Annotated in this window: 17 protein-coding genes and 1 pseudogene; 9 read left to right on the forward strand and 9 right to left on the reverse strand. The window is 63.7% G+C overall.

The window, feature by feature from the left end:
- Positions 1-214 precede the first annotated feature (214 nt).
- Complete coding sequence (locus PU704_RS16495) at positions 215-430, forward strand: hypothetical protein (protein WP_081994610.1); 216 nt, start codon at positions 215-217, stop codon at positions 428-430.
- 175 nt (positions 431-605) lie between these two features.
- On the forward strand, positions 606-2,189 hold the full coding sequence (locus tag PU704_RS16500) for a replication initiation protein (RefSeq protein WP_277552064.1): 1,584 nt from the start codon (positions 606-608) through the stop codon (positions 2,187-2,189).
- Positions 2,190-2,731: 542 nt separating this feature from the next.
- Here PU704_RS16500 and PU704_RS16505 read toward each other — a convergent pair.
- The 3 genes from PU704_RS16505 to PU704_RS16515 form a co-directional block, all read right to left on the reverse strand.
- Positions 2,732-2,929, reverse strand: a complete 198-nt coding sequence (locus tag PU704_RS16505) for an antitoxin VbhA family protein (RefSeq protein WP_277552065.1) — start codon at positions 2,927-2,929, stop codon at positions 2,732-2,734.
- Between the two features lie 340 nt (positions 2,930-3,269).
- On the reverse strand, positions 3,270-3,845 hold the full coding sequence (locus PU704_RS16510) for a type II toxin-antitoxin system RelE family toxin (RefSeq protein ID WP_277552066.1): 576 nt from the start codon (positions 3,843-3,845) through the stop codon (positions 3,270-3,272).
- Positions 3,842-4,168, reverse strand: coding sequence for a type II toxin-antitoxin system Phd/YefM family antitoxin (locus PU704_RS16515; protein ID WP_251356446.1), 327 nt, complete (start codon positions 4,166-4,168; stop codon positions 3,842-3,844). Before PU704_RS16515 ends, PU704_RS16510 begins: the two co-directional genes overlap by 4 nt.
- A gap of 157 nt (positions 4,169-4,325) precedes the next feature.
- On the opposite strand from PU704_RS16515, the gene PU704_RS16520 reads away from it, so the two are divergent.
- Positions 4,326-5,135: a DinB/UmuC family translesion DNA polymerase gene (locus PU704_RS16520; protein WP_277552067.1), complete on the forward strand. Its 810-nt coding sequence runs from the start codon at positions 4,326-4,328 to the stop codon at positions 5,133-5,135.
- Positions 5,136-6,348: 1,213 nt separating this feature from the next.
- On the opposite strand, the gene PU704_RS16525 is transcribed toward PU704_RS16520, so the two are convergent.
- A complete protein-coding gene (locus PU704_RS16525; protein ID WP_277552068.1) occupies positions 6,349-7,263 on the reverse strand; it encodes a ketopantoate reductase family protein in 915 nt (304 codons plus the stop codon).
- Positions 7,264-7,764: 501 nt separating this feature from the next.
- Between PU704_RS16525 and PU704_RS16530 the strand changes: the two genes are divergently transcribed.
- Both PU704_RS16530 and PU704_RS16535 read left to right on the forward strand, forming a co-directional pair.
- On the forward strand, positions 7,765-8,559 hold the full coding sequence (locus PU704_RS16530; RefSeq protein ID WP_277552069.1) for a ParA family protein: 795 nt from the start codon (positions 7,765-7,767) through the stop codon (positions 8,557-8,559).
- Positions 8,559-8,939: a ParB family protein gene (locus PU704_RS16535; RefSeq protein WP_277552070.1), complete on the forward strand. Its 381-nt coding sequence runs from the start codon at positions 8,559-8,561 to the stop codon at positions 8,937-8,939. The genes PU704_RS16530 and PU704_RS16535 overlap by 1 nt, the downstream gene beginning before the upstream one ends.
- Before the next feature lie 132 nt (positions 8,940-9,071).
- Here the strand turns inward: PU704_RS16535 and cspE are convergent, their stop codons facing one another.
- Positions 9,072-9,278: a transcription antiterminator/RNA stability regulator CspE gene (gene cspE / locus PU704_RS16540; RefSeq protein ID WP_047804773.1), complete on the reverse strand. Its 207-nt coding sequence runs from the start codon at positions 9,276-9,278 to the stop codon at positions 9,072-9,074.
- Positions 9,279-9,836: 558 nt separating this feature from the next.
- Here cspE and PU704_RS16545 point away from each other — a divergent pair.
- The 3 genes from PU704_RS16545 to PU704_RS16555 all read left to right on the forward strand — a co-directional run bounded on the left by PU704_RS16545 (position 9,837) and on the right by PU704_RS16555 (position 11,335).
- Positions 9,837-10,406, forward strand: coding sequence for a hypothetical protein (locus PU704_RS16545; RefSeq protein WP_277552071.1), 570 nt, complete (start codon positions 9,837-9,839; stop codon positions 10,404-10,406).
- Positions 10,407-10,532: 126 nt separating this feature from the next.
- A complete protein-coding gene (locus PU704_RS16550; RefSeq protein WP_277552072.1) occupies positions 10,533-10,994 on the forward strand; it encodes a ParA family protein in 462 nt (153 codons plus the stop codon).
- On the forward strand, positions 10,991-11,335 hold the full coding sequence (locus PU704_RS16555; RefSeq protein WP_277552073.1) for a hypothetical protein: 345 nt from the start codon (positions 10,991-10,993) through the stop codon (positions 11,333-11,335). Before PU704_RS16550 ends, PU704_RS16555 begins: the two co-directional genes overlap by 4 nt.
- A 467-nt stretch (positions 11,336-11,802) precedes the next feature.
- Here the strand turns inward: PU704_RS16555 and PU704_RS16560 are convergent, their stop codons facing one another.
- From PU704_RS16560 to PU704_RS16570, 3 genes are all read right to left on the reverse strand, one after another.
- A complete protein-coding gene (locus PU704_RS16560) occupies positions 11,803-12,132 on the reverse strand; it encodes a histone-like nucleoid-structuring protein Lsr2 (RefSeq protein WP_277552074.1) in 330 nt (109 codons plus the stop codon).
- A gap of 353 nt (positions 12,133-12,485) precedes the next feature.
- Positions 12,486-14,954: a DEAD/DEAH box helicase family protein gene (locus PU704_RS16565; RefSeq protein ID WP_277552075.1), complete on the reverse strand. Its 2,469-nt coding sequence runs from the start codon at positions 14,952-14,954 to the stop codon at positions 12,486-12,488.
- Positions 14,954-16,900 (reverse strand): site-specific DNA-methyltransferase, encoded by a 1,947-nt coding sequence (locus tag PU704_RS16570; RefSeq protein WP_277552076.1) that lies wholly within the window; start codon positions 16,898-16,900, stop codon positions 14,954-14,956. Before PU704_RS16570 ends, PU704_RS16565 begins: the two co-directional genes overlap by 1 nt.
- Positions 16,901-17,195: 295 nt before the next feature.
- Here PU704_RS16570 and PU704_RS16575 point away from each other — a divergent pair.
- A pseudogene (locus PU704_RS16575) lies at positions 17,196-17,504 on the forward strand (DUF4913 domain-containing protein); the annotation flags it as partial.
- Between the two features lie 3 nt (positions 17,505-17,507).
- Here PU704_RS16575 and PU704_RS16580 read toward each other — a convergent pair.
- Positions 17,508-21,194, reverse strand: coding sequence for a YobI family P-loop NTPase (locus tag PU704_RS16580; RefSeq protein ID WP_277552077.1), 3,687 nt, complete (start codon positions 21,192-21,194; stop codon positions 17,508-17,510).
- Positions 21,195-21,222: the final 28 nt, after the last annotated feature.

Consider the following 21,222-nt stretch of genomic DNA (forward strand, 5'->3'; position numbering starts at 1 on the left):
GAAACGGGATCCGCGCTTCAGGATGGAAGTTCCTACACAAGTCGTGCGCGAAGAGAGCCCCACTCCTGCTTTACGCCAACCAGGTCGCCATCTACATCCAAGCCGCAACGGGCAGGGGGACGTCGTTAGCCCCCAGTTCAGCGGCCTGCCTCAGCGGCGACACGCGACGGGCCGGAAGATAGCTATTGTGCAATAGGTCTGTAAGACTGGCCTCATGAGTGAGTACAAGGCGCCGAAGATGTATGGCCGCAAGGTCGCATTTAGCACGCGCTTTACGCCTGATCAGCATCGACTTGCAGCTGAGGCTGCTGCTAGGTCCGGTCTGTCAATGGCGGAGTACCTTGGCGCGTTGATCGAACGCGATGCAGGGCGGACCAACAAGCTCGACAACCCACAGGAGGCGGAACTCCCGCTCAAGAACACCGCTTAAACGACTGACGGTCCGCCTGCCAGGGCGGACCGTCGAAGTCAATCAGCTGTCGCAAGTTTGGCGACCGAGACAGCTGTTTCAACAGAAACCGGATGAGAACCGCATATGAACCCATTACCAGGGGACTGTTGTGTCCCCTAGTGTACCTGAGGCGCGTCCGCAAGTGGACCCTGCCTTGCTGGATGTTGCCCTTTTTTGCCCCCAGACGCCGGCCCGCCGGTTTCTGGCGCACCACCGGATCGAGTACTTCCGGTGCGGTCAGACCAAGTCGCAAGCGTTCCCCAACCGTGGGCGGCCTGCTGGTGACTTCGCGTTCATCCAGCTCAACCCGGCCGATTGGTTGAACTTCCTCGTCGTAGACGTCGATGACGAGGACGCGTTGTTGAACCTGATGCACCCGGCCGTGCCCGAGCCGACCTGGATCATCGAGAACCCGCAGACTGGTCATGCCCAGGCCGGATGGGCCATCGAACCGGTCTACCGGGGCGAGGGTGCTCGGCCGGGTCCGATCCGCTACGCGGAGGCGGTGCAGCGGGCCCTGGACCGGTTGGTCGACGGGGACCCTTGCTTCACCCGGTACCTAGTGCGCAACCCGGCTGCTCAGTTCCCGGCCGGGCGCGTGTGGTGGGGCCGCAGAACCAGCCCATGGTCCCTAGGGGATCTCAAGGCGCACATGGCCGAGTACATCGACCCGTTCCACGACGAGGCCATCGACGGGCCCGCCACACCAGCCTGGAACCCGGGCACGGCCCTGTTGGGGCGAGCCGGCATCCCGCGGGTCCCGGTGGTGGACACCGCCACGGAGGTGGGGCGCAACACCGCGGTCTTCCGCGCCACCCGCCGGTGGCTGTGGGACCAGCGGCAGGCCCGCCACCAGACCCCCAGCGAGGCCGCCTCGATCGCCCACGCCAGGGCGCTCAACGCCCAGCTGCCCCACCCCCTGACCGATAGCGAGGTCGCCTGTCTGGCGCGCTCGGCCGTCCGCCAGGTCAACGCCGGCAAAGGACGCCCCACCTCCACCAGCGGTTCCGATGCGGCACACGAGTATCTGGCCCGGATGGGACGGCGTGGCGGGAAGGCCAGGACCGAGGCCAAGGCGCGTGCGGCGGCGAACAACGCAGGGAAGGCACGCCAGGCCCGTACCGACCGTGTGGGGCAGTTGCGTGCCCAGGCGGTGCGGTTGCGGGCGGCAGGGGCGACCTACCGGGCCATCGCCGAGGCCGTGGGACGCACCGCCCGCACCGTGATGACCTGGCTGAAAAACGCGCCCATCTACAACACCGTGGGAGACGGTGAAGTTCTCCAAGCAACAGGTATTGGTTCCGCCCCCTCCCCTAGCCTGGAGGTGCCCCCCGGACCTGCCAAGGAAGAGGATGCCCCCGTAACGTGTGAACCCGCCTACCAGTGGCCCGAAGGCGTCCTGCCTGGAGAACCAGACCCCGACTTCCGGGACCGGCTCCCCCCCGAGCACCGCGGCCTCACCCTCTGGGTACCCCTGGACTACCTGGAGGACTACCCGCTGGGCTCCGGGTACTGGTCTTTCACCACCGCCTCCGACTACTGGGAGACAGTCAAGGACGGACCGTTCCACGGGGCTGCGCTGGGTGGCCGAGAACTGCACGTGACGCAAGTCGGGGCCCGCCTCGGCAAACTCCACGGGTTACGCGTCCCCCATCTGACGGCCGTCATCTACGAGGTCATTCGAGGTGCCGGCGAGACGCGCTGGTCTGCACGGTTCCCCGGTTACATCGTCCACTGACAGGGCGTGTCCGGGACCAGTGTGGCGGTGCTCCCAGTGTTTGTCTGACCGTTAGCTGGGCCGGTCGGGAACGCGGCCGAGTGCGGTGTGGTGCGGGAGCGAGGATCGCCGCGAACATCTCCTGTAGCGCAGCGAGGTCGTGATCCTCGGCTGCGGCCCGCGAGGCGGCATCGTTGACCGCCCCGGTGAACTGGGTCTAGTCCAGCTACCAGTCGGCGGCTGTGGCCAGAAGATCGAAGACGAAACCGGCCGAGCGGGGGATCATCGACACCAGTAGGAACGGTTGCGCCCCCGGGATCGTTTTGCGCAGCTCCACGGCAGCGCAGCTGCCCCGCCCAGGGATAGATGTCCTAGAACAAGAGACAGTGAATGGCCTGCAGTTCGGCCAGATCTCGGGTGGGTGGCGGAACAACCGCCGGATGTGGGCCGTCACCTGGTCAGCTTCCGCAGTGGCGAGCTCTGTGGTGGTGCAGGCGCCGATCAGGTCGGTCAGGATCCCGGTGTGTGGGTCCAAATACCGGGCACGGTGCGGGCCGGGGGCCTTACTCAAGGCCGTAGCGGGCGCGGGTGCGCCGAACCAGCTCCTCGACCTCGAGCCCACCGGCGGCGAAACGATCCAGCTCCGCCTGGGTCGCTGTGGTGACGTGAAGCCCTTCCATGGCCGCACTGTGCACCACGGAGCCCACCTGTCGTGCCCGGTCTATCTCGAGAGCCGGCGGCAGAATGTGCTGCTGAGCCATGGAACCTCCCCGATCAGTGTGTCGAGCCGCGCCATGCACAACTGTCTCCCACTCCCCCACTCCTTTTGTGTGCTTCGCCGGTCCAAGAAGATGCAGGAGTGTTGATTGGCCGGCCGCCGTCGTGATCGTTGCCCCGGTCATCGATGATCCGGCGGTGTCGACGGCATTTAGTCCGGTGGTCACGGATCGCTGCGAGAGGCCGGATCTTCACAGGGCCTTCCTCATGTGGAGGCTGGGTATGGCCACCTTCCGGTCGGCCGGTGCCCGACGGGCCCCCACCGCCTGGTCCGGCCCTGGTCGATGTTCCAGCTCTCTATCGCGCTCGGGCACCCCGGAGGGTTCACCGCGGGGTGGACCAGTATGCCTCGAGCCGGGCCATGGCGTCTTCGGGAGTCATCGCGGCGACCTCTTGGACGCTCAGTCCGACCTGGGTAATGAGGCGGCGGGCGAGCCAGTCCGGGACGGGCTCCACCGGGACCGGTTCGGGGGTGGCCTCGAGGTCAGCGAAGAGACGGCCCATGGACTCCAGCACCGTGGTGAGAGCGGTTGCCTGGGGCGAGGTGCCCAGGGCGGCGACACGGGCGGTCATCTCCTGGTAGACCTCATCATCGGATCGGGCGCCGGCGGCCCAGACCTCGGCGACATCGATCACGGTGGCCCCGACGGTGTCGGTGGTCGTTCGCCACACGATGCGCCAGTCGCGGTCACCGACCACTAGTTTGCGGAAGCCGATGAGGTCTCCCAGTAGTGGTTCGCCGGCATCGACGGAGCGTTCCAGCAGGAGCATTTTCTTGAAGGCCCAGCGCACGATCTGGGGGTCCTTGCGGTGCAACCGGTGCAGGTCGGCGATGGCGTCTTCGGTGAGTCGTACTACCGCCCGTGGAGTATCCGGGGTGGAGGGCCCGGGCGTGCTCACGGTCTGCCGGCGGCCAGGTCGGCGTCTAGTTCCGCCTCCAGCTGGGCCCGGTCCAGGCCGAAGGCGGTCAGTGCCTCATCCAGGGAGCCGCGCACTCCGCTGTCGGTGGCAGCACGCACGATGACCAGGGCCGCATCGCGCAGGTCTCCCTCCAGGGTGCGCAGCTGCTCCAATTGGCGGGCGCTCACAACGGCGGCCACCGTCTTGCCGTGGCGGGAGACCACGACCTCCTCCCCTGCCTCGGCGTCTTTGATCAAACCGGCCACACCGCGCTGGGAGGCCTCGGTGACCGAGATGGGATGGGAAAGATCCAGAAGAGACATACCCAAAGTATACAGTTTTCTGTGCAGTTTAGGGGCTGGCGAAGATCGCCACCGAGGCCGCGAAGAAGCTGCCCGTCACCGGTGGGGTCGTCCACTGGGACCAGGCCCCGGAGGGGTACTGGGAGCGGCTCATGGCGGCCCTGCCCGTCACCCAGGTGTGGGTATCGCCGGGCGGCTGGCCAAGCGCCTGGAGGCGATGGGCATCGAGACGATCGCTGATCTGCGTGATGCCGACCCGGTGGCCATCCGCCACAAGTTCTCCGTGGTGCAGATGCGCACTGTGCTCGAGCTCAACGGCTTCCCCGCCATCCCCGTCGAGGACGTCGCCGCGACCAAGCAACAGATCCTGGTTTCCCGGTCGTTCCCGGACCCGATTCACGACCCGGAGATCGTCGGGGCCGCGGTGGCCGAGTTCGCCCAACGCGCCTCCCGCCGGCTCCGGAAGGAAGGCGAGGTCACCGGGCGCCTCACCGTGTTCGCCTCCACTTCCCCGCACCGGCCCGGACCCACCCACAACGTCTCGGCCCAGTTGCGTCTGGCCGTGCCCACCAACGAACCCGGGCCCCTGGTGACCGCCGCCCGGGCCGCACTGGTGCCCAAGCTGATGCACGGCATGTCCTACATGCGTGCCGGCATCCTCTGCACGGACCTCGCCCCCGACGGGGCAGTGCCCGTCCTGCCCGGAGTCCTCGAGCAACCCGTCCCCCTCGGGGAGCTCATCGACGCGGTGAACGGGCGCTTCGGCACCGGCACCCTCGCCCTGGGCCGACTCGGCGCCCCCTCCCCCGCCCCCTGGCGAAGCCGGCAAGCTGATCTGTCGCCCCGGTATACGACCGACTGGGCGGAACTACGCACCGTCAGCCGCCCCAAGACACAGAAGGAGCTGCCGCATGTTTCCTCGGCCCCGGAGAGCCTCCAAAACGCTTGCCAAAGAGGAGATTGGGGCGCCTCAACATCTATCCGCTGACTCGCCCACCAGCATCGCCGTACTATGGTGGCAATAGTAGGAATAGTACTTATAGATCTTCCATGTTGCGTGATTCCTGGTTCATTGAGCCAAAGCAATCGGCCACGGGCCATACGCACCCGGCTTGGTGTCCATGCTGGCCTCTCATCCTGCGAGGTGTGGCTGCTTCCCCTCGGCCGCCCATATGGTGGAGCCCTGCCTGACCGAGCCCTCCTTGCGTCACAGGGCCGTCCCGCCGACGAAATCGAGGTTCATTTGGTGGCCTCGTTTTGAGGATGCCGGGCTCGAAGTCCCCTGGTCCTTGGGTTGCAACATGGATGAGCCTCGCTAGTGGGTCATGGGACCTATTCGTACTTATAGTACTAAAAGAGCTAAAATCGGTCCGGCAGCCGATGCGCTCAGATGCGCATGCCATGAAGACTCGCCATAGAGCGGCACGTCGCGGTGCAGGGTGCTTGTTCGTTTACAGGGCGGCGTTCCGAGGTCTGAGATTCTTCATGTCGCAAGGAAAAGGGTTCAGCGGGACTTCCCCGTCAGCGCGACCAAGAGGTAGTGGCTCACCTCATTGTGGCCGACCTAGATGAGTGAAGGACGTAAGTCGTGAGTACCGGCCGAACGGGACGAGGAAGATCAGCGCCATGGACCTCTCCAGATCCTGGGCCCCGACGAAAGGTAAGGCAGTGGGACGCTCGTGGCCGGCCTTCCGCCAAAATGAGAAGAACACCGGCCGCAGACGGAGGCTGCTGATGGTGTCATCGGCACACCACAGGGTGTCCCGCGCGAAGCAACATACACATTGAAGCGTGGGGCTCTATTTATCACTCTTTTAGTGGTGTTAGTAGCTTTAGTGGTGTTACTGGGAATGGTACTAAAAATAGTAATAGTACGAATAGTAGTGCAGAGTGCGCCGGGGGTGAGGCGTGCAGATCTCCCCCGTCATACTTCGTGGTTGTCCCTTGATGCCAGTCAGTCGCAGTAGCCACGCTAGGCCATGGTGGGGGCCACAGCGTAGCCAATCCACGAAAGGAACTTAGGCCTCTGTTACCACTAATGGTACTAAAAGTAGTGTTAGCGGTGTTAGTGGTGATATCGCGCGGCCGTTCTTTGAGGGAAAGGGTTGGTGGGCGCCTGCGTGGTCGAGAAGTAGAAGGAATGAGCAGTTTTTAGTGATGACAACCTCCAGCTGCCACAGAAGGTCGGTCCTGGAACTTTCTCAGGCGGTGGCGTGGTCGTGGGCGCGCAGCTGGAGCAGGGCCAGGGCTGTGAGCGGGATGTCCACCCCAAGACCGGCGGCGGTGGCGACGAAGGCCCCGAGCAGGTGCTCGCCCTCATGGGGCAGTCCGGCGGTGACGTCGCGGTAGAGGGAAGAGGTGAACCCTGAACCTGGTGCGCTGAGCATGCCCACCATGGCATCGTGCTCAGGCCCGGGCATCGGATGGCCGGCGGCCGCGGAGACCTGCTCGGTCTCGGCGATGACAGCGCGGATGAAGGGTTCCCCGTCGGGGGCGGCCACGATGTCCCCGATAGGGGCCCGCATTAGGCAGGTGATGACCCCGGCGGCGGTGATGAACGCCCACTTATGCCACATGGCGCCCACCACGTCCTCGGCGATCGAGGCCTCCATCCCGGACACGGACAGCTCCCGGTGGATACGGCGGATCCGGTCGGTGACCTGTCCAAAGGGGGGACCGAGGGTGAGGGTGGCAATCGGGTGCATTTGATGGATCGTCCCGTCGTCGGCCACGGTGGCGACCACCTTCACAATCCCGCCCAGCACCCGGGCCGGTCCGAAGCGGTCGGTGAGCGCCTGCAAGTGAGCCATGCCGTTGAGGAAGGGCAGGACCATCGTCTCCGGGCCCATGGCGGGGGCGATCTGGTCAATCATGTCCGGCAGGGCACCGGCCTTGACCGCCACGATCACCAGATCGTAGGTGCCCTCCAGAGCCTCGGCAGTGACGGTGGCCACCGGGACCGTCTCCTCACCACCGGGCCCGACCAGGCGCAGGCCGTCTCGGAGCTGCTCGGCGCGGCGAGGGCGGACCAGGAAGGTGACGTCGCGCTCGGCCTGGATCAGGCGGGCCCCGAAGTAGCCGCCGGTGGCACCGGCTCCAGCGATCAGGATTCTCATCAGTTCAGTCCTTCCGGTCCTGCCCCGAGGAGGGCTTCGTCGATCCGGTCCCGGACAAGTGGCTTCTCGTCCTTGGCGAGTGTACGGAGCTTGATGCGCGGTTCAGGTGCGTTGGACTGTACCGCGGACCTCTTACCCCTAATGGTACTTTTAGTGGTTACTTCCGGTTCCGCGCTTGGGCGCAATACTTCCCAGTCGACAGGACCGAGCCCACGGCGCGATGGCAAGAATTAGTGCGTCCGGTGCGAGATCTGTCAGGCTCGGCCGGGAAGGGCGTGGTCCTCTGGTCGGGCAGGTCATGTAGGACTGCATGAAGGGAGCCAACCTCCTTCAAACGCCACTTCCTCGGACAGTGGGGAACGGCATCGCAGATGTGCCGGGGCTGTGAAGATCAACGGTCATGAAAGAGAGATCGGCCTGCGGGGCTTCTGTCAGGCGTGTCAGCAGGTAGACGAGTGACTGCCCCTAACAGTACTGTTACCCCTATTGGAGGTTATATCTATGACGACGCGCATCCTCGCTCTGTGCAACCAGAAGGGCGGCGTGGGCAAATCCACGACCACCTTCCACCTCGCTCGAGCTGCCATCACCGCCGGTCAACGGGTGCTGGTGGTCGACCTGGACCCGCAGGGCAACCTGACCAGTGTCGCGGCCGCCGAACCGGTGCCCGAGGACCAAGTGGGACTGGCGGATGTGCTCAGCTCCCGCGCCGAGGAGACTGCACGGGATGTGATCGTGTCCGGGGTGTGGGAGGGCCTGGACGTGCTGCCGACCACGGGGGAGGCCCTCGGGTTCGTCCGTGACGAACTCGTAGTTGCCGGCGCCGGACGCGAAGGCCGGCTGCGCGAGGCCCTGACCGAGGTCGCGACTGACTACGACCTGATCCTCATCGACTGCGCCCCCAGCCTGGACCAGCTGACCATCAACGGGCTCACCGCCGCCGATGCGGCCGTGGTGGTCACCCAGTCGAAGCTGTGGAGCGCTAACGGGCTGGCGCACCTGCTGACCACGATCGACAACGTGCGCCGCTACTACAACCCGGGCCTGACCGTGGCCGGGATCATCGTCAACCAGCACGAGGAGCACACCGTGGCCGGCCGGCACTGGCGCCAGGAGCTCCAAGAGGCCGCCACTGCCCGCTCCCTGACCGTGCTCACCCCGCCGGTGCCCAAGCGGGCCGCGATCGCCGATGCCACCGAGGCCGCCCGCGGCCTGGACGAGTGGGGCACCAGCGAAGCCACCACGCTGGCCGGTCTCTACGCCGACTACCTCACCACCCTGGAAGGAGCCCGCTGATGGGCCGGCCCGCACCGCGCAAGTCCAGCCTGGCCGGGCGCACCCCGGTCACCCCACCACCGGCCGACCCCGCCCCGGCCGACCCGGCTCCTCCAGCGGCGGCCCCGGCAGTCCAGGAACAGCCTGCCGCTGTCGCGCCGGAGAAGAAGAGCAAGTACCCGCCGAAGGTCTCCTTTTACCAGGACCCGGCCGACACGGCCCGGGTGCGCGGGGCTATCTTGCATACCCAGGTGGCCGAAGGCACCCGGTCGCTCTCGGACTTCATCAATAACGCCGTAATGGCCGAGGTGCACCGCCTGGAAGCCAAGTACAACGGGGGCCAGCCCTTCCCCGCAGTTGGTGCCCGGGGCCTGCCCCAAGGCCGCCCCCTGGGACGCTAACGCGTCTGGGAAGATGGTGGGCCACAAAGGAATCGCCACCCAGCCCGAGGGCTGGGTGGCGATTCCTTGCAACGGTGCTCTGGCCGCTGGCTCAGGCCACCGCGGCTCCTCGTGCGGGGCCCCGCGGTCGTGTCAGGAGATAACGGTGATGTTCGCCGCCTGCAGGCCCTTGGGGCCCTGCTGGACCTCGAACTGAACCCGCTGGTTCTCCTCCAAGGAGCGGAAGCCTCCGGAGTTGATCGCGGAGAAGTGCGCGAACACGTCCGCGGACCCGTCCTCGGGGGAGATGAAGCCGAAGCCCTTCTCGGCGTTGAACCACTTGACCACACCAGTAGTCATATCTTCTACCTGCTTCTGTTCTGCGAGCTGTCGAGCCTCCCCCGAGGTCCGGAGGGCTCGTGCACGTCAGGGACGTACGCTGTCCACCCTGGCAGAAAGGCCCGTCCGCGGACAGGGGCTGATCGCATTACGACGCATGGATCACCTGCTCCGGGGATGTCGGTGGTACTGCGCTGAGCGCTGTGCTCACCAAGTGGTGGTCTCGGGCCGGTTCACTGGTCCTGTCGCAGGGGGCGCACCACCGGCGGAGGAGGGGCGGGGACGGACTTTCACGTGTCCGGCCCTGATGCTGGGGTGCTGGTGGGCGAAGGTCGGCAAGATGACCCCTTGCAGTGACTGCGGCGTATCGTCGCTACGGTGGGTTCTCGCCCCGGAGGCGCGGCCGGAGGGTTGGCTCGGTGCCCGCTCAGTGCTCGCTGAGGGATGTGGTCATCGGGTGATCCACCCCGCTGCCCGGTCGCACACCTGGTGCCGTGCCCCGATGCCGAGGAATCGCTGTGGCGGTGGCGGTGGCGGAGACTGGGGTCGTCCCCTCCCACCTCACCTACTGGAGAACAGATGGCACCTGCTCACACCACGATTCCGACCCGTCTGCTGCCGGCCACGTTGCGCCCGGTCCCGGCCACCACGGGCTACGTGCTGGGCGCCTACACCGCCACCGCCGAGGCCTACCCGGGGGCGGACGCGGCCCAGTGCCTGGAACTGTTTCTGGAGGGCACCGTCGTCGCGGTGGTCACTGAGGGCGAGGGGGAACCGGAGCAACTCACGGTCCGGGGCGCCACCGAGGAGGAACGCCGGGTGCGTGAGGAGCAGGTGGAGGCGTGGATCGGGGACTTCACCCGGGCCGGGTTGAGCTATCAGGAGGTCATCGGTGGCCGCCTCTACGACGTCGGCTATGACCGGGAGCTGGTGGCCATCGCTTTGCTGGCCGAAGCGGAGCTCACCGCGATGTTCGCCCAGGAGACCGAGCGTTTCTACGCCGCCTCCCGCACCGCGGTGGCGCGCCAGGACTTCCATCCCCTGTCCGGCTCCTCCTCGATGACCGATGAGCAGATCCGCGAGCAGCTGGCCCACCACGGGGCCGGGGCCGTGTTCTGGTCCCCGGACCAGCACGCCTGGATCACCTGAGAACACCCAGGGAGCGAGCTCCCTTCCACAACGCGTCCGCCGGTACCGGGGCGTCCCCTGCCCCCTCTCCGGGCGATGCCCTCGACCCCGCACCGGTCTCCCACCGGGAAGCTGACCGGGCCGATCATGGACGAGCTGCCGCTGTTGATCTCTCTGACCGGTCTGGCCGCGGATGTGGTGGTCATTGACTGCCCGAACCGGCGGGGTGGGCCGTTGACGCTGTCGGCGTTGAACGCGGCGGACACCGTGGTCTACGCCGCCACCGCCACCAGCGACGGCATCGACGGGGTGGACGGGGCGAGGCGCACGGTCGCCCAATTCCGCCGGCACCGCCAGCAACTCGGCGCCCCGGACACCCTCACCGAGGCCGGCATCGTCGTCGGCGGAGTGAAAGAAACCATCATGAGCCGAGCGGCGGTGGCCAGCCTCGAGGAGCTGCGCGCCACGGGGTTGTTCCTGGAGCCGTTGATCCCAGACCGGGCCATCGTCCAAGAGGTGCGGATCTCGGGGGAGTGGTACGGCCAATACCGCAAGGGCTCCCGGGTACTGGATGCCTACACCGCGATCGCGAAGCAGGTGCTGCGATGATTGAGCAGCCCGAGCGCCCCGCCTCACTCCAGCGCCGGAAGCCCCGCCCGGCCCCGGATGAGCACATCGACCCGGTCGACTACACACCCCCACGCGCTACCTCACCCCAGCCCGCGACACCGGTGGTGTCGTCCCCGCCGGTGCAGGCGGCACCGGCGGCGCAGCCCCCGGCGGCGAAGCGCGGCCGTGGCCGGCCGCGCCGGGAACCCACGATCCAGCTCGGGGTGCGGGTGGCCCAGGACGTCTCCGATCTGATCGAGGAGCTCACCGAGCACGACGGCACCGCTCGTGCGGTGATCGAGAACGCGGTGCGCGCCTACGCCCAACAGCTCAATCGATAGAACCGGCCCCCGATAGGGGAGGGGGCGGCTGCGGGCGGCTTTCCCATGGTCGGCGAGGAAGGAACCCGGCTCACCGTTGCTGGTGGGCCGGGTTCTCTTCTTCTGGGGGCAGGCGGCGGGATGGGGTGGGTGGTTCCGTGGGTCGTCGATCGACCCGGGTGCCCGCGACCTTTCCGTAGGGGCCAGGGCCAACCTCCAGCGAGGGCAGTTGTCGGGGGCCAAAGGGGCGACCAGCGCTGTCCAGGCTGGACGCGGGGCGTCCCGGGGCACCGTGGCCGGGAACAGATCATCAGCCCGTCACCGGCTGCTCACCGTGCGGAGGCGGCCACGGTGCGGGCCCTCGTGCTCGAGCCCTGCCCCGGGGCGTTCCCCGGTGATGCCGCGGCCGTGGCCGCTGGCATCAGAGCCCGCTGTCGCGGATCACCCGGACAGGCCTGAGGGCGTGTCCGGGTGGGGGAGTGGGGGGTCTACTGGGCGGCGTAGTAGGCGTCCTTGACGGACTGGTGGATGCGGCCGCGGTCGGAGACCTGGTGACCGTTCTCCTTCGCCCAGGCCCGGATCTTCGCCGTCTCCGGGTTACCACCGGTGGAGGAACGGGGCCCGGTGGTCCGTGCCGGTTTGCCCTGGGCCCGCCGGCCAGCGGCGGCGTAGGGGCGCAGGGCCTCCCGCAGCTTCTCCGCATTCGCGGTGGAAAGGTCGATCTCGTACTGCCGGCTGTCCAGACCGAACTGGACGGTCTCCTCTGCGGGGCCGCCCTCGAGGTCGTCCTCCAAAATGATTTGCACGCTCTGCGCCATCACAACACCTTTCCCTTTGTCTCGTCATGTTTTTCGCTGGAATACTCCCACAAGCAGTAACTCCGGCACCCACATCCTTTCCCGCATGCTCTCTGCGGGATGTCGAAGTGGCGCCGATTGTGGTGAGCGATTCCGCGCACTGGTTACCCTACCGGTAAATTGCCTGTCACTTTTTTATTGATAGAACAACCATTAGAAGCTTGCGGTCGTCGTTGAAGATTGATTGGAGAACCAACGAATTTCTGGACAGTCCCTGGGGACTGAACTACTTGACGCCCAGGCGTCTTTGGTGACTCCCTGGGAAACGAGGAACTGATGAATCAGCAATAAAATTGACGCTCGTGCTCATGGATCTACTGAGGGTCGGTGGCTGTCAGAAGCCCGTTCCAGGAGCCAGCTGCCTGCTTGATGTGGGTTTCACTGGCGAATACGTAGCGCCAGGTCCCGAATTGTTCGTCGTCGCGGATGAAGCGGGACCAACGTTCGGCAGCGGCTTTTTTAGTCAGTACGGACGTGTCCCGGGCGTCGGCATCTGACTTTCCTTCGATCACCCAGTGAGTGCCGTGTTTGTCGATGGCGATGAAGTCGGGGAAGTAGCGTCCGGTGTCGGTGTGGATGAAGGCTTGGCCGGTGGTGTAGACCCGCAGCCACCAGGTGATTTCTTCGTCTCGGTCCAGGAGCTGGGCCAGGGCCCATTCGGTGGACTTGGCGTCGAAGGAGGCGGTGGGCATGATGTTCTTCTTCCAGCCCTGGAAGTGCACTCCCTTGCGGTAGTCGTCCTCGTAGGCGTGCGGTGCGGCCGGGTCCACCAGGACTGGTTCCAGGGGTAGGGGCACGGGAGTGAGGACGTAGGTGCGTTCCTGTTTCCGGTTGCCGATGGCGGTGCGGATCAGCTGCCGGATGCCTTCGATGGCCTGTTGGCGGCGGTGCTGACCCCACTCGGCGGCTGCCTGCTCGGTGGAGGTCACCCCGGCTCCGCGCAGGAACGCGGTGACCAACCGCCGGGCAGCGGTCTTCTCCCGCCGTTCAGCGGTGACCTCGGGTTGGCGCATGATCGCCTGGGTCAGTTCCTCCCGGACAGTGTCCAGGCTGGCTACTTCCTGTTGGGCTTCCTCGCTCTTTTGTGGATCCACCACGATGGCGATGTCTCCGTTGCGTCGACGGGCGTCGAGGGCGTCGCGGAAGATCAGGGTAGGGACTTCACGGATGAACCGGGCGCCGGCGGCCTCGGCGTCCCCGTCGTGGACGTCGGAGAGCGAGAATCGGGCGGTGACGAGTTTGGCTTCCTGCCGGGGGAAGACGATGCGTGGGGCGCCCTCGATGCGTACACGGGGCCCTGGAGTAGGAATGGCCTGTCGCTGCTGGGACTCCTGGAGGACCAGCACCGGGGTGGCCTCCGCGGGGTCCTCATCGGGCTCTGCTGCCATGGTGAACAGATCGCCCTGGTTCGGATCCACAGCCAAGGGGTCGAACAGGGATCCCGGCTCCGCGACTGGCCGGGGGACAGGGGAGGAAGTGCCGGCGGAGGGCGTGGTGGTGGCTGCGCCCTGGGCATCGACCTCGGTTTGGGCGGCTGGGAGCTGCAGGCGCCGGCGCAGCACGTCTTTCTGGGACAGCAGCGCCTGGTAGGAGTCGTGAGCCACCAGATCCACCTGGTCCACCATGGGCACGCCGGTGCGCTGACCGAAGGGCAGGCGCAGACCCCGACCGAGAATCTGCTCGGTCAGCGTCTGGGAGGCCAGTTTGCGCAGGGCCACGATCACCGCGATGTTCTTCACGTCCCAGCCCTCGCGCAGCATGTTCACGCTCACGATCGCCCGGATAGGAGAGTCAAGACGTTCCACATCGGCCAACGCCTGCAGGGCCACCTCGGAGGATTGCGAGGTGATCTCCAGGACTGCGGAGGGGTCCCCGATGAAACCCGGGCCGGCCAGCATCTGTCCGACCTGCCCGGCGTGTTCGATGCTCTGGCAGACCACGAACAGCACCGGACGCACTCGTGGTGCGTCTGCGGCGACGGTCCGGTACTGGGTGTAGGCGTCGTCTTTGGCCCGTAGCAGCTGGCAGGCATCGGCCAGCTGGGTGCGTTCGTCCTTGGTGCCGTCCTTGCGGTAGACGATGACCGGGACCTTCACATGCCCGTCGGCGATGGCTTCACCCAGGGTGTACTGGAAGACGATCTTGGGGATGTCGGCCGCATCTGGGGTCGCGGTCAGACCCACCAGAGCCACCGGGTGCAGGTCACGGATGGCCTTGGAGAAGGCCTTGGCCTTCTCGTGATAGATGTGATGCTCATCGGCGATGACGAACAGGTCCTCGGTATTCTCCAGATAGGCATAAAGCGCGTTCCCGAGGGTTTCGTCGTCTTCTCGCACCCGGCGGCTGACCTTGTCGCTGGGGCGGATCAGCTGCTGGACGTTGAAGACGAACACCTTCAACCGCTCCGGATCCCGCAGTACGGTCCCGACCTCGGTGCGCTGAAAGTTCTCCGGGGTGATGACGAACGGGACGGTCTCCGCGCCGGCGACGTACTTGGCCGAGGCTTCATCGAAGTTGGCCAGGGTCTTGGTCTGGATCGTGCTGTTGGGGGTGACCACCAGGACGTGACGCACTCCCTGGGCGGCGAGGTAGTCGATGAGCGAGGACAACAGGAAGGTCTTGCCGACACCGGTCGCCAGATCGGCCACCATCTCGGTGAAGGACCCGCCGGCGGCCACGAGGGCCTTCACCACCTCGGCCAGAGCCAGCCGGTTGGGTTCGCGCAGATCGAAGCGGGCGGCGATCTCCAGCAGCAGCGCCTCGTCATAGGTGATCTCGAACATCACTTCACCGTCGCCTTCGGGAACAGGTCCTCGGGGGCCTTACGCAACCGGGAACCGGGGGACAACTCACTCAACAGCTGTTCGGCTTCCGGCAGCACACCCTTGGCCACGACCACCGCTTTCTCCCCATCGCCGAGGTGCTCCACCACGGTGCGGACCACCTGCTCGTCGGCCACTCCGTCCACGACCGCCAGGCGCAACCGGCGCTTGACCCCGCAGAACACCGGATGGTCCGGGGTCAAGGAGAACCGCAGTTGACCGGCCACGGCCTTGGAGAAAGCGCCATTGGTCGCATCCTCGGACAGGTACACCTCCCCGTCCTCGTCATCGACCTCATACATGGACGGGCCCATGTGGGCGACGGTGAATCCACCTCCACCAGCCCATTGCACGGTGGTTTCCTCCTTGGTGCGGGTGGCTGTCCGCAGTGCCTTGACCATGTGGGGATCGAGACCACTCACCGCCTTCGAGACCCGGCCGAGCAGAGTGGTGAAAAGCTGGGCGTCCTCCGGAGTGACACCTTCCGGCAACTCTGCAACGCCTACTCGTTCCTTCTTGGTCGTGATGCCCCCGGGATCTTCACCGCGGACGACCTTGGTCAGACGCGGCACCAGGAACCGGTCCACCGTGGCCTGCTGCAGCTCCACCGTCACCCAACGCCGGCCCATCTTGTGCGCCACCGCTGCCGTGGTCCCGGAGCCGGCGAAGCAGTCGAGCACCAGGTCCCCGGGACTCGTGGCGATGTGGATGATCCGCTCGAGCAAGCGCTCCGGCTTGGGCGTGGCGAAGGCCGTGACCTCAGGGAATAGCAGATTCATCTCGTGCTTGGCCGACCGATTGTGCCCCACATCGTCGTGGAACCACAGGGTTTGGGTGGCTCGGCTGGTGCTGATCTCGTGCAAATAGCGCTTGAGCTTCAGGCCCCCATTGCCGCCCTTGGTGAAGTACAGACGAGGCCAGCTGCCCTGTTTGTGTCGGGCGCGTGCCACCTTCTCGGCTTCATCGAGGTCCATGTCGACCATCAGCGCCGGCACCGATTGCCGGACCTCATCGACGGGCACTCCGCAGATGAGGGCGCGTCGTTCATCGTCGCCAATATCAACGCGTTTGTAGGGCACACCCCACTCCTCCAGCAGAGCATGGATGGAGTCCTGATTCTGGCCCCAGCATCGTCCCTTGGCGGGGTAAACAAGCTCGCCCGTGAACGGGGATTGAATGGCATAGACCCATAGCTGGTTCCTGTAGGCGCTGGGGGCTGCCGGATCTCCAGAGACCCACGGCCGGGGATCACCATCCGTGGACTTGTACAAGGCATCTCTGGAAGCCAAACGCTCCAGCCGATTACCTCGCCACTCAGGACTCTTCGCATAAACCAGGATGTAATCCTGATCCGTGGAGAAAGTCGGCGCGTCATTGCGGGGAGAGTAGGCCTTCTGCCAGATCACCGTGCCCATGAAGTTCTCCGCCCCGAACTCCTCATCCAACAGGACGCGCATCCGGTGAACCTCGGCGTCGTCCAGGTGCACCCAGATCGAGGCGTCCTCGACCATGAGCGGCTTGAGGTCGCGGATACGGTCACGCATCATCGTCAGCCATACCGAGTGCTCCAAAGCATCGGCGTAGTGCTCGAACGCCTGATCAGTGTTGAAGGGCGGATCGATGTAGACCAGTTTCACCTGGCCCCGGTACTTCTGCGACCACTCCGGCACCGTGCCCAGCGACCGCAACGCATCAGCGGACTCACCAGCGATAAGAAGGTTCTCGCCGGCCCCCGTGGGTCCTTCGAGCTCTCCTACTTTGCCGGTGACCTGGATGCTCTTCACCTCGCGGGCGCGAGGGTCGGCTCGGTCCACCCACTGGTAGTCGTACTTCCCGTGCTCCGCGGGAATCAGGGCCGCATCCTTGCCCATCCACGTCAGCTCAAGACGCCCCTTCGGTGACTTCATGCCCGCCCTTCAACTCAGCCCAATCCCTGACGAGGCAATGGGCTGTACAAGGGCCACGCTGAAGCAGCGTGGCCCTTTATTGCTGTAACTGTCTGGTACTCAGCTTTTCACAAGACCGCTGGCCTCCAGCACGGACCCGCACAGCCCGCTCAGATGCGGGCAGGGACATCGGTGAGCACCTCCACGAGGTGCTCGGAATGCCTTGGGTCCAGCAAGGTCACCCTGATGACTTTGCCCTCAGTTCTCGGCCTGTAGGCCTGCGCGACGAAGGCCGGAAGGCTGACCCGAGGCCGGGTACCGGCTGAGCGCCCTATGGCGGGCCCGGGAGCACCCACGCTTGGACCCGGCCACGGACACGGCTGTGTGGTGGCGCGACTACGTCGAACCGACCATGCGCACCCTCTTCGACGCCCACGGACCCTTTGAAGGTTGCACCCCAAAGCGCCCCCACCCAAGCTTTCCCCTCACTACTATCTCGCCGCCAAGTGATTTTTCCATTGATCGTCTCGGCCGCATACAACACCTTGAAACCCGAAGCGTCTGGCAGTCGCATATCACCTTCGTCGCCACAGAGCTATGTAATGAGATTTATGGACTAGCCTAAACCTTATCCCTTCTTCATGTGAACCCTGAGTAGTAAGGGATCCCTGTCTGGCCGATAGCTTGCGACCACATCCTCGTCCTTCAAGCGGTTCAGAATGGCACGGTGTTCTGGCGTGTCGGGGATTTTCGGTCGCTGCGTTCCTTGATCAGCGATGACAGCATAGTTACCCCCAATTCTGCGGAGGATTTCACGTAAATTGTCAGTGTTGATAGTTTCGCCCGATTCTGCGAGGAGGCAGATAAGTGATTCAGGAGCCACACCACCGTTGCGAAGGATTTCGATCTGGTTGTAACCCGCGGTCCAACCAGAGTGCACTGCATAATCAGTAATAGCTTGATACGTCCGCATTCCCGCGCCGTCGGTGTAGTCAGCAAGGTTGTCGAGAATCCTGCGTTTTACATGGTTCGGAATACGGGCGCTCGACATCAATTCGGGCAAATGCTCGATTGGCGCGTGTTCAGGCGTCATAAATTCGCCAAATTGTCTTGACTTCGCGATCGCTGCCTCTCGGGTCGGCCAGTCCACCATAAGGTCATGGGAGAAGGCCTCGGTATCGTCGGTGATCAGCCTGTGTTCGAGCAACAGACCCACCAGTTCGCCGGACTCGGGCTCGATGGAAGTGGCGCGGAGGGGATAATCAAGTCCGAGACTGTCGACAAGACGTACTCGTAGTGCTGCCTCAGGAAGTGATTCGTTCGCATTAATGATTGCGGTGGCGAGTCCGGTCAGAGCGTCGAGATCGGCTCCCTGTACGTCGACAATCCTGCCCGATGACTTCAAGACGGCGGCCAGATGGACATCGATCTCACCGATCTGTCTTAGGTAAGCGTCGATGTTGGTAAATGTCGAAGGCACACGTGTGTTTCCTGCAAGTGCAGGCCATGCCTCGGGGATTACGTCGGTAATGTTTTCCACCGTGCAGTTTGGGGAAGCTTCAGCGATGAGCGTCAAAGTCCCATCTGCGTCACGGGTGGCCGCGTCGTTGATGATGGATGTGAAATCAGTAGGCGTTGCAACAGTGTACGGAGTGGCAGACGACGTACGTACAGCCTTAACGTAGCCGGAGAGATGTTCAAGCGCATGGTCGTAGACATCTGCATTGCGTGTACGCAGGGTATCCAAAGCGATGTCTTCGCTACCGGTGAGCGTTGACAGGTTTTCTGCAGTCACGGCATAGGACTTTGTTTTGATTGCTGCCTTACGGGCTTCAGATGTGAGTGGGGTGACGCTATTCAGTTGAGCCTTAGCGGCGGCCACTACATACATTGCATGCTCCGCGTGCTGGGAGCTGGCGGGATTACTTAAGGACAGGAAGGAAGGGTAATTGGTTTCAATGTACTTACGCACGGGACTGTCAAGGTTGTACGCGACGGAGTTTACCCAGGCGGTGAGCGCCGCATCGAAGATAACCTCTCGCATTCTGTCGTCCACAGGAGCGCGTTCGACTACATAGGCGAAGACGTCCTGCCACGATTGAGCGAGCAGACTGATCAGTGCCGGCGGTCGCTGACCGTGTGCCATGTACCGGTCGAGGAACTGGCGTTCTTGGCTTCCCCAAGTGAGAAGCTCACGCACCACACGATCCGCATCCTTGATCCGCGTAGTCAGCAGATGGTCCATGACAGAGACGTTGTACATGCTCCGGTCGCCCAGCACGCTTACGCCCTGGTCCCTGATGATGGCGTCCACGTCGTCTGCTTCTAGCTTGTACAGCATTTCAGGCTCACCACGGTCGACGTGGTGCATGACGTAGTTCAGCGCGTCCGGACGAAGAAGTTTTCCGTAGAAAGGGGACACATAGAGTCCGAAGTAAGCATTGAGGTAACCGTGGGCGACCAAGTCCTGGGCGAGATGTGAGGTTAGAATCTCCTGAGTCAACTGGCGAAAGGTGCGGACCCCATCGTTTTCCAGGTCGCCTACTGGAAGTGTGAATTCTGGCCGGTGGTAGAGGCCGTTCCAGTCGTGATGTTGCAGGAAATCGATGTCAGCGGCAATCCGTTCACGTTCATTATTCGTTGCTTCTCGATCGACCTGCTCCCATTTGCGAGGATCCAGTGTTTCCCCCAACAGTTCTTGCAGCCCCTCAAGCGGGAAATTAAAGACTGCCGACCCGTACGGTGAAGGCAAGGTTACCGTGATCGCAGATTGAGCGGAGACAAGTTTAATCCAGAAATTAGCAGTCGACATTTCGAGCGTGTCGACAGTAACATTGTTTACAGTGATTTGAGCCTGCCGGGGGCTTCTGTTTGGCAGCTGCCAACTTAGGGCCAGGAGTGCTGCCGCATCCCTAAGCTTTTCCGCCAGGCGCGCAGCTCTGTGATCAGCGGTGTCAGTAATTCGCATATTATTGCGAATTTCCAGGTCCTGTTGCGTTAGCTCTTCGATGTTTACGCTGACAAGTCGGCGCCACGCCTTGTATAGCGAGTCTAAGTTGCTAGTTGCGATACGGAGCGATTCGAAGTCAGACATGTGAATGTTCTTGTAGAGAACAATCGCAAACAACCGGTCCACATCGAGGCCGGGTACCGTGCTACCCATCATTAACAGCCTGCGGCGAAATACCTCAAATTCGTTGCGTATATTGCGAATAAGCCTCATGTCCGCAACGTGACGGGCAGCAATGTCAATTAGATCATGCGAGACCATGTACTCGTCGCTGCTCATCTCGCGAGCCATAAGGTCTCGTGCATTCCGGTGTGTCAGAAAGGGCACCACGGGCACCACGAGATCGAAGAACTTCGTACGGTTAGCCCGCCGGATTTCGGTGTGTGCTTCATCGCTCCATGTGTCTTCGTCGTCGAGGCCGAGTCGCTCGAAGACGCTGTCGCGCAGAGCATAAATGAATTTGATTGGCTTGTTTTCAATTTGCTTGGCCGAGTTGAGCAACGTGTTAAGGGCCCGGAGCGTTTCAAAGATGTGCGCGTCATCGAAGCGGTCGATGTCCTCGAAGATGACGATGTCCCGCTCGCTGATTTCGAAGTAGTACATGATCTCGTCGAGGTACTCGTCGAAGTAACTGGTTGATTGGGGCGACAAAGTGACTGTCGCTGGGCCAGCAGCCACTTTTTCAATGGTCATTCGACCATTGCTCAACCAGCGTGCGGAGTAGACCACCGCACTGGAGGCAATGAACAGTGCAAACGTCGTGAGTAAAACTTGCCATTGCTCAGTGCCTGCCACCTCCACGAGCGGTCCGGGTCTCGCAGTGAAAAAGAAGAATGCCGTAATTAGTAACCCAAAACCTAGTGCAATCCACATTTCCTGGCGTTTTCTAAAACTGGTGATTCGACGGAACCGGGACCTGGGCGTCTTGTGTGGACTCTCTTGATAAAGGAGTTGCTTGACGATTTCCTTTTGAATGCGGTTAGTCGTTGTGTGGGCGGCGGGGTTTTCCTCTCCTGCTATCGCTTGATCTTCTGCGGGCGTTCCGAGGGTAGACAGTGATAGTTCAACCACCCGACGAGGGTAGGTCTCACTAATTTTTTGGAGAACACTGCTCTTTCCAGCCCCGTATGCCCCGGTGAGCGCAAGGTTCCGCGATGGAGGGGTGCCCTCGATCGCCTGAGTCAGAATCTGGAAGTAGAGCTCGTGATGTTGAGGCTCGTACTGCGGCGCAAGACTCGTCATCGCGGGCGCAGATTGAGATGAATTAGGAGATCCGGGTGATGGCATAGGGGGAGTGTCACGCATGTGCTGATGTTAACCATGCGGTCCGATG

It is taken from the genome of Kocuria oceani (assembly GCF_029524215.1).
GTDB classification, from domain to species: domain Bacteria; phylum Actinomycetota; class Actinomycetes; order Actinomycetales; family Micrococcaceae; genus Kocuria; species Kocuria oceani.

Coding starts and splice junctions, on each gene's coding strand:
- PU704_RS16495 (WP_081994610.1), top strand. CDS start 215: ATGAGTGAGTACAAGGCGCCGAAGATGTATGGCCGCAAGGTCGCATTT.
- PU704_RS16505 (WP_277552065.1), bottom strand. CDS start 2,929: ATGGCTCAGCAGCACATTCTGCCGCCGGCTCTCGAGATAGACCGGGCA.
- PU704_RS16515 (WP_251356446.1), bottom strand. CDS start 4,168: ATGTCTCTTCTGGATCTTTCCCATCCCATCTCGGTCACCGAGGCCTCC.
- PU704_RS16525 (WP_277552068.1), bottom strand. CDS start 7,263: ATGAGAATCCTGATCGCTGGAGCCGGTGCCACCGGCGGCTACTTCGGG.
- PU704_RS16530 (WP_277552069.1), top strand. CDS start 7,765: ATGACGACGCGCATCCTCGCTCTGTGCAACCAGAAGGGCGGCGTGGGC.
- PU704_RS16535 (WP_277552070.1), top strand. CDS start 8,559: ATGGGCCGGCCCGCACCGCGCAAGTCCAGCCTGGCCGGGCGCACCCCG.
- cspE (WP_047804773.1), bottom strand. CDS start 9,278: ATGACTACTGGTGTGGTCAAGTGGTTCAACGCCGAGAAGGGCTTCGGC.
- PU704_RS16545 (WP_277552071.1), top strand. CDS start 9,837: ATGGCACCTGCTCACACCACGATTCCGACCCGTCTGCTGCCGGCCACG.
- PU704_RS16550 (WP_277552072.1), top strand. CDS start 10,533: ATGGACGAGCTGCCGCTGTTGATCTCTCTGACCGGTCTGGCCGCGGAT.
- PU704_RS16555 (WP_277552073.1), top strand. CDS start 10,991: ATGATTGAGCAGCCCGAGCGCCCCGCCTCACTCCAGCGCCGGAAGCCC.
- PU704_RS16560 (WP_277552074.1), bottom strand. CDS start 12,132: ATGGCGCAGAGCGTGCAAATCATTTTGGAGGACGACCTCGAGGGCGGC.
- PU704_RS16565 (WP_277552075.1), bottom strand. CDS start 14,954: ATGTTCGAGATCACCTATGACGAGGCGCTGCTGCTGGAGATCGCCGCC.
- PU704_RS16570 (WP_277552076.1), bottom strand. CDS start 16,900: ATGAAGTCACCGAAGGGGCGTCTTGAGCTGACGTGGATGGGCAAGGAT.
- PU704_RS16580 (WP_277552077.1), bottom strand. CDS start 21,194: ATGCGTGACACTCCCCCTATGCCATCACCCGGATCTCCTAATTCATCT.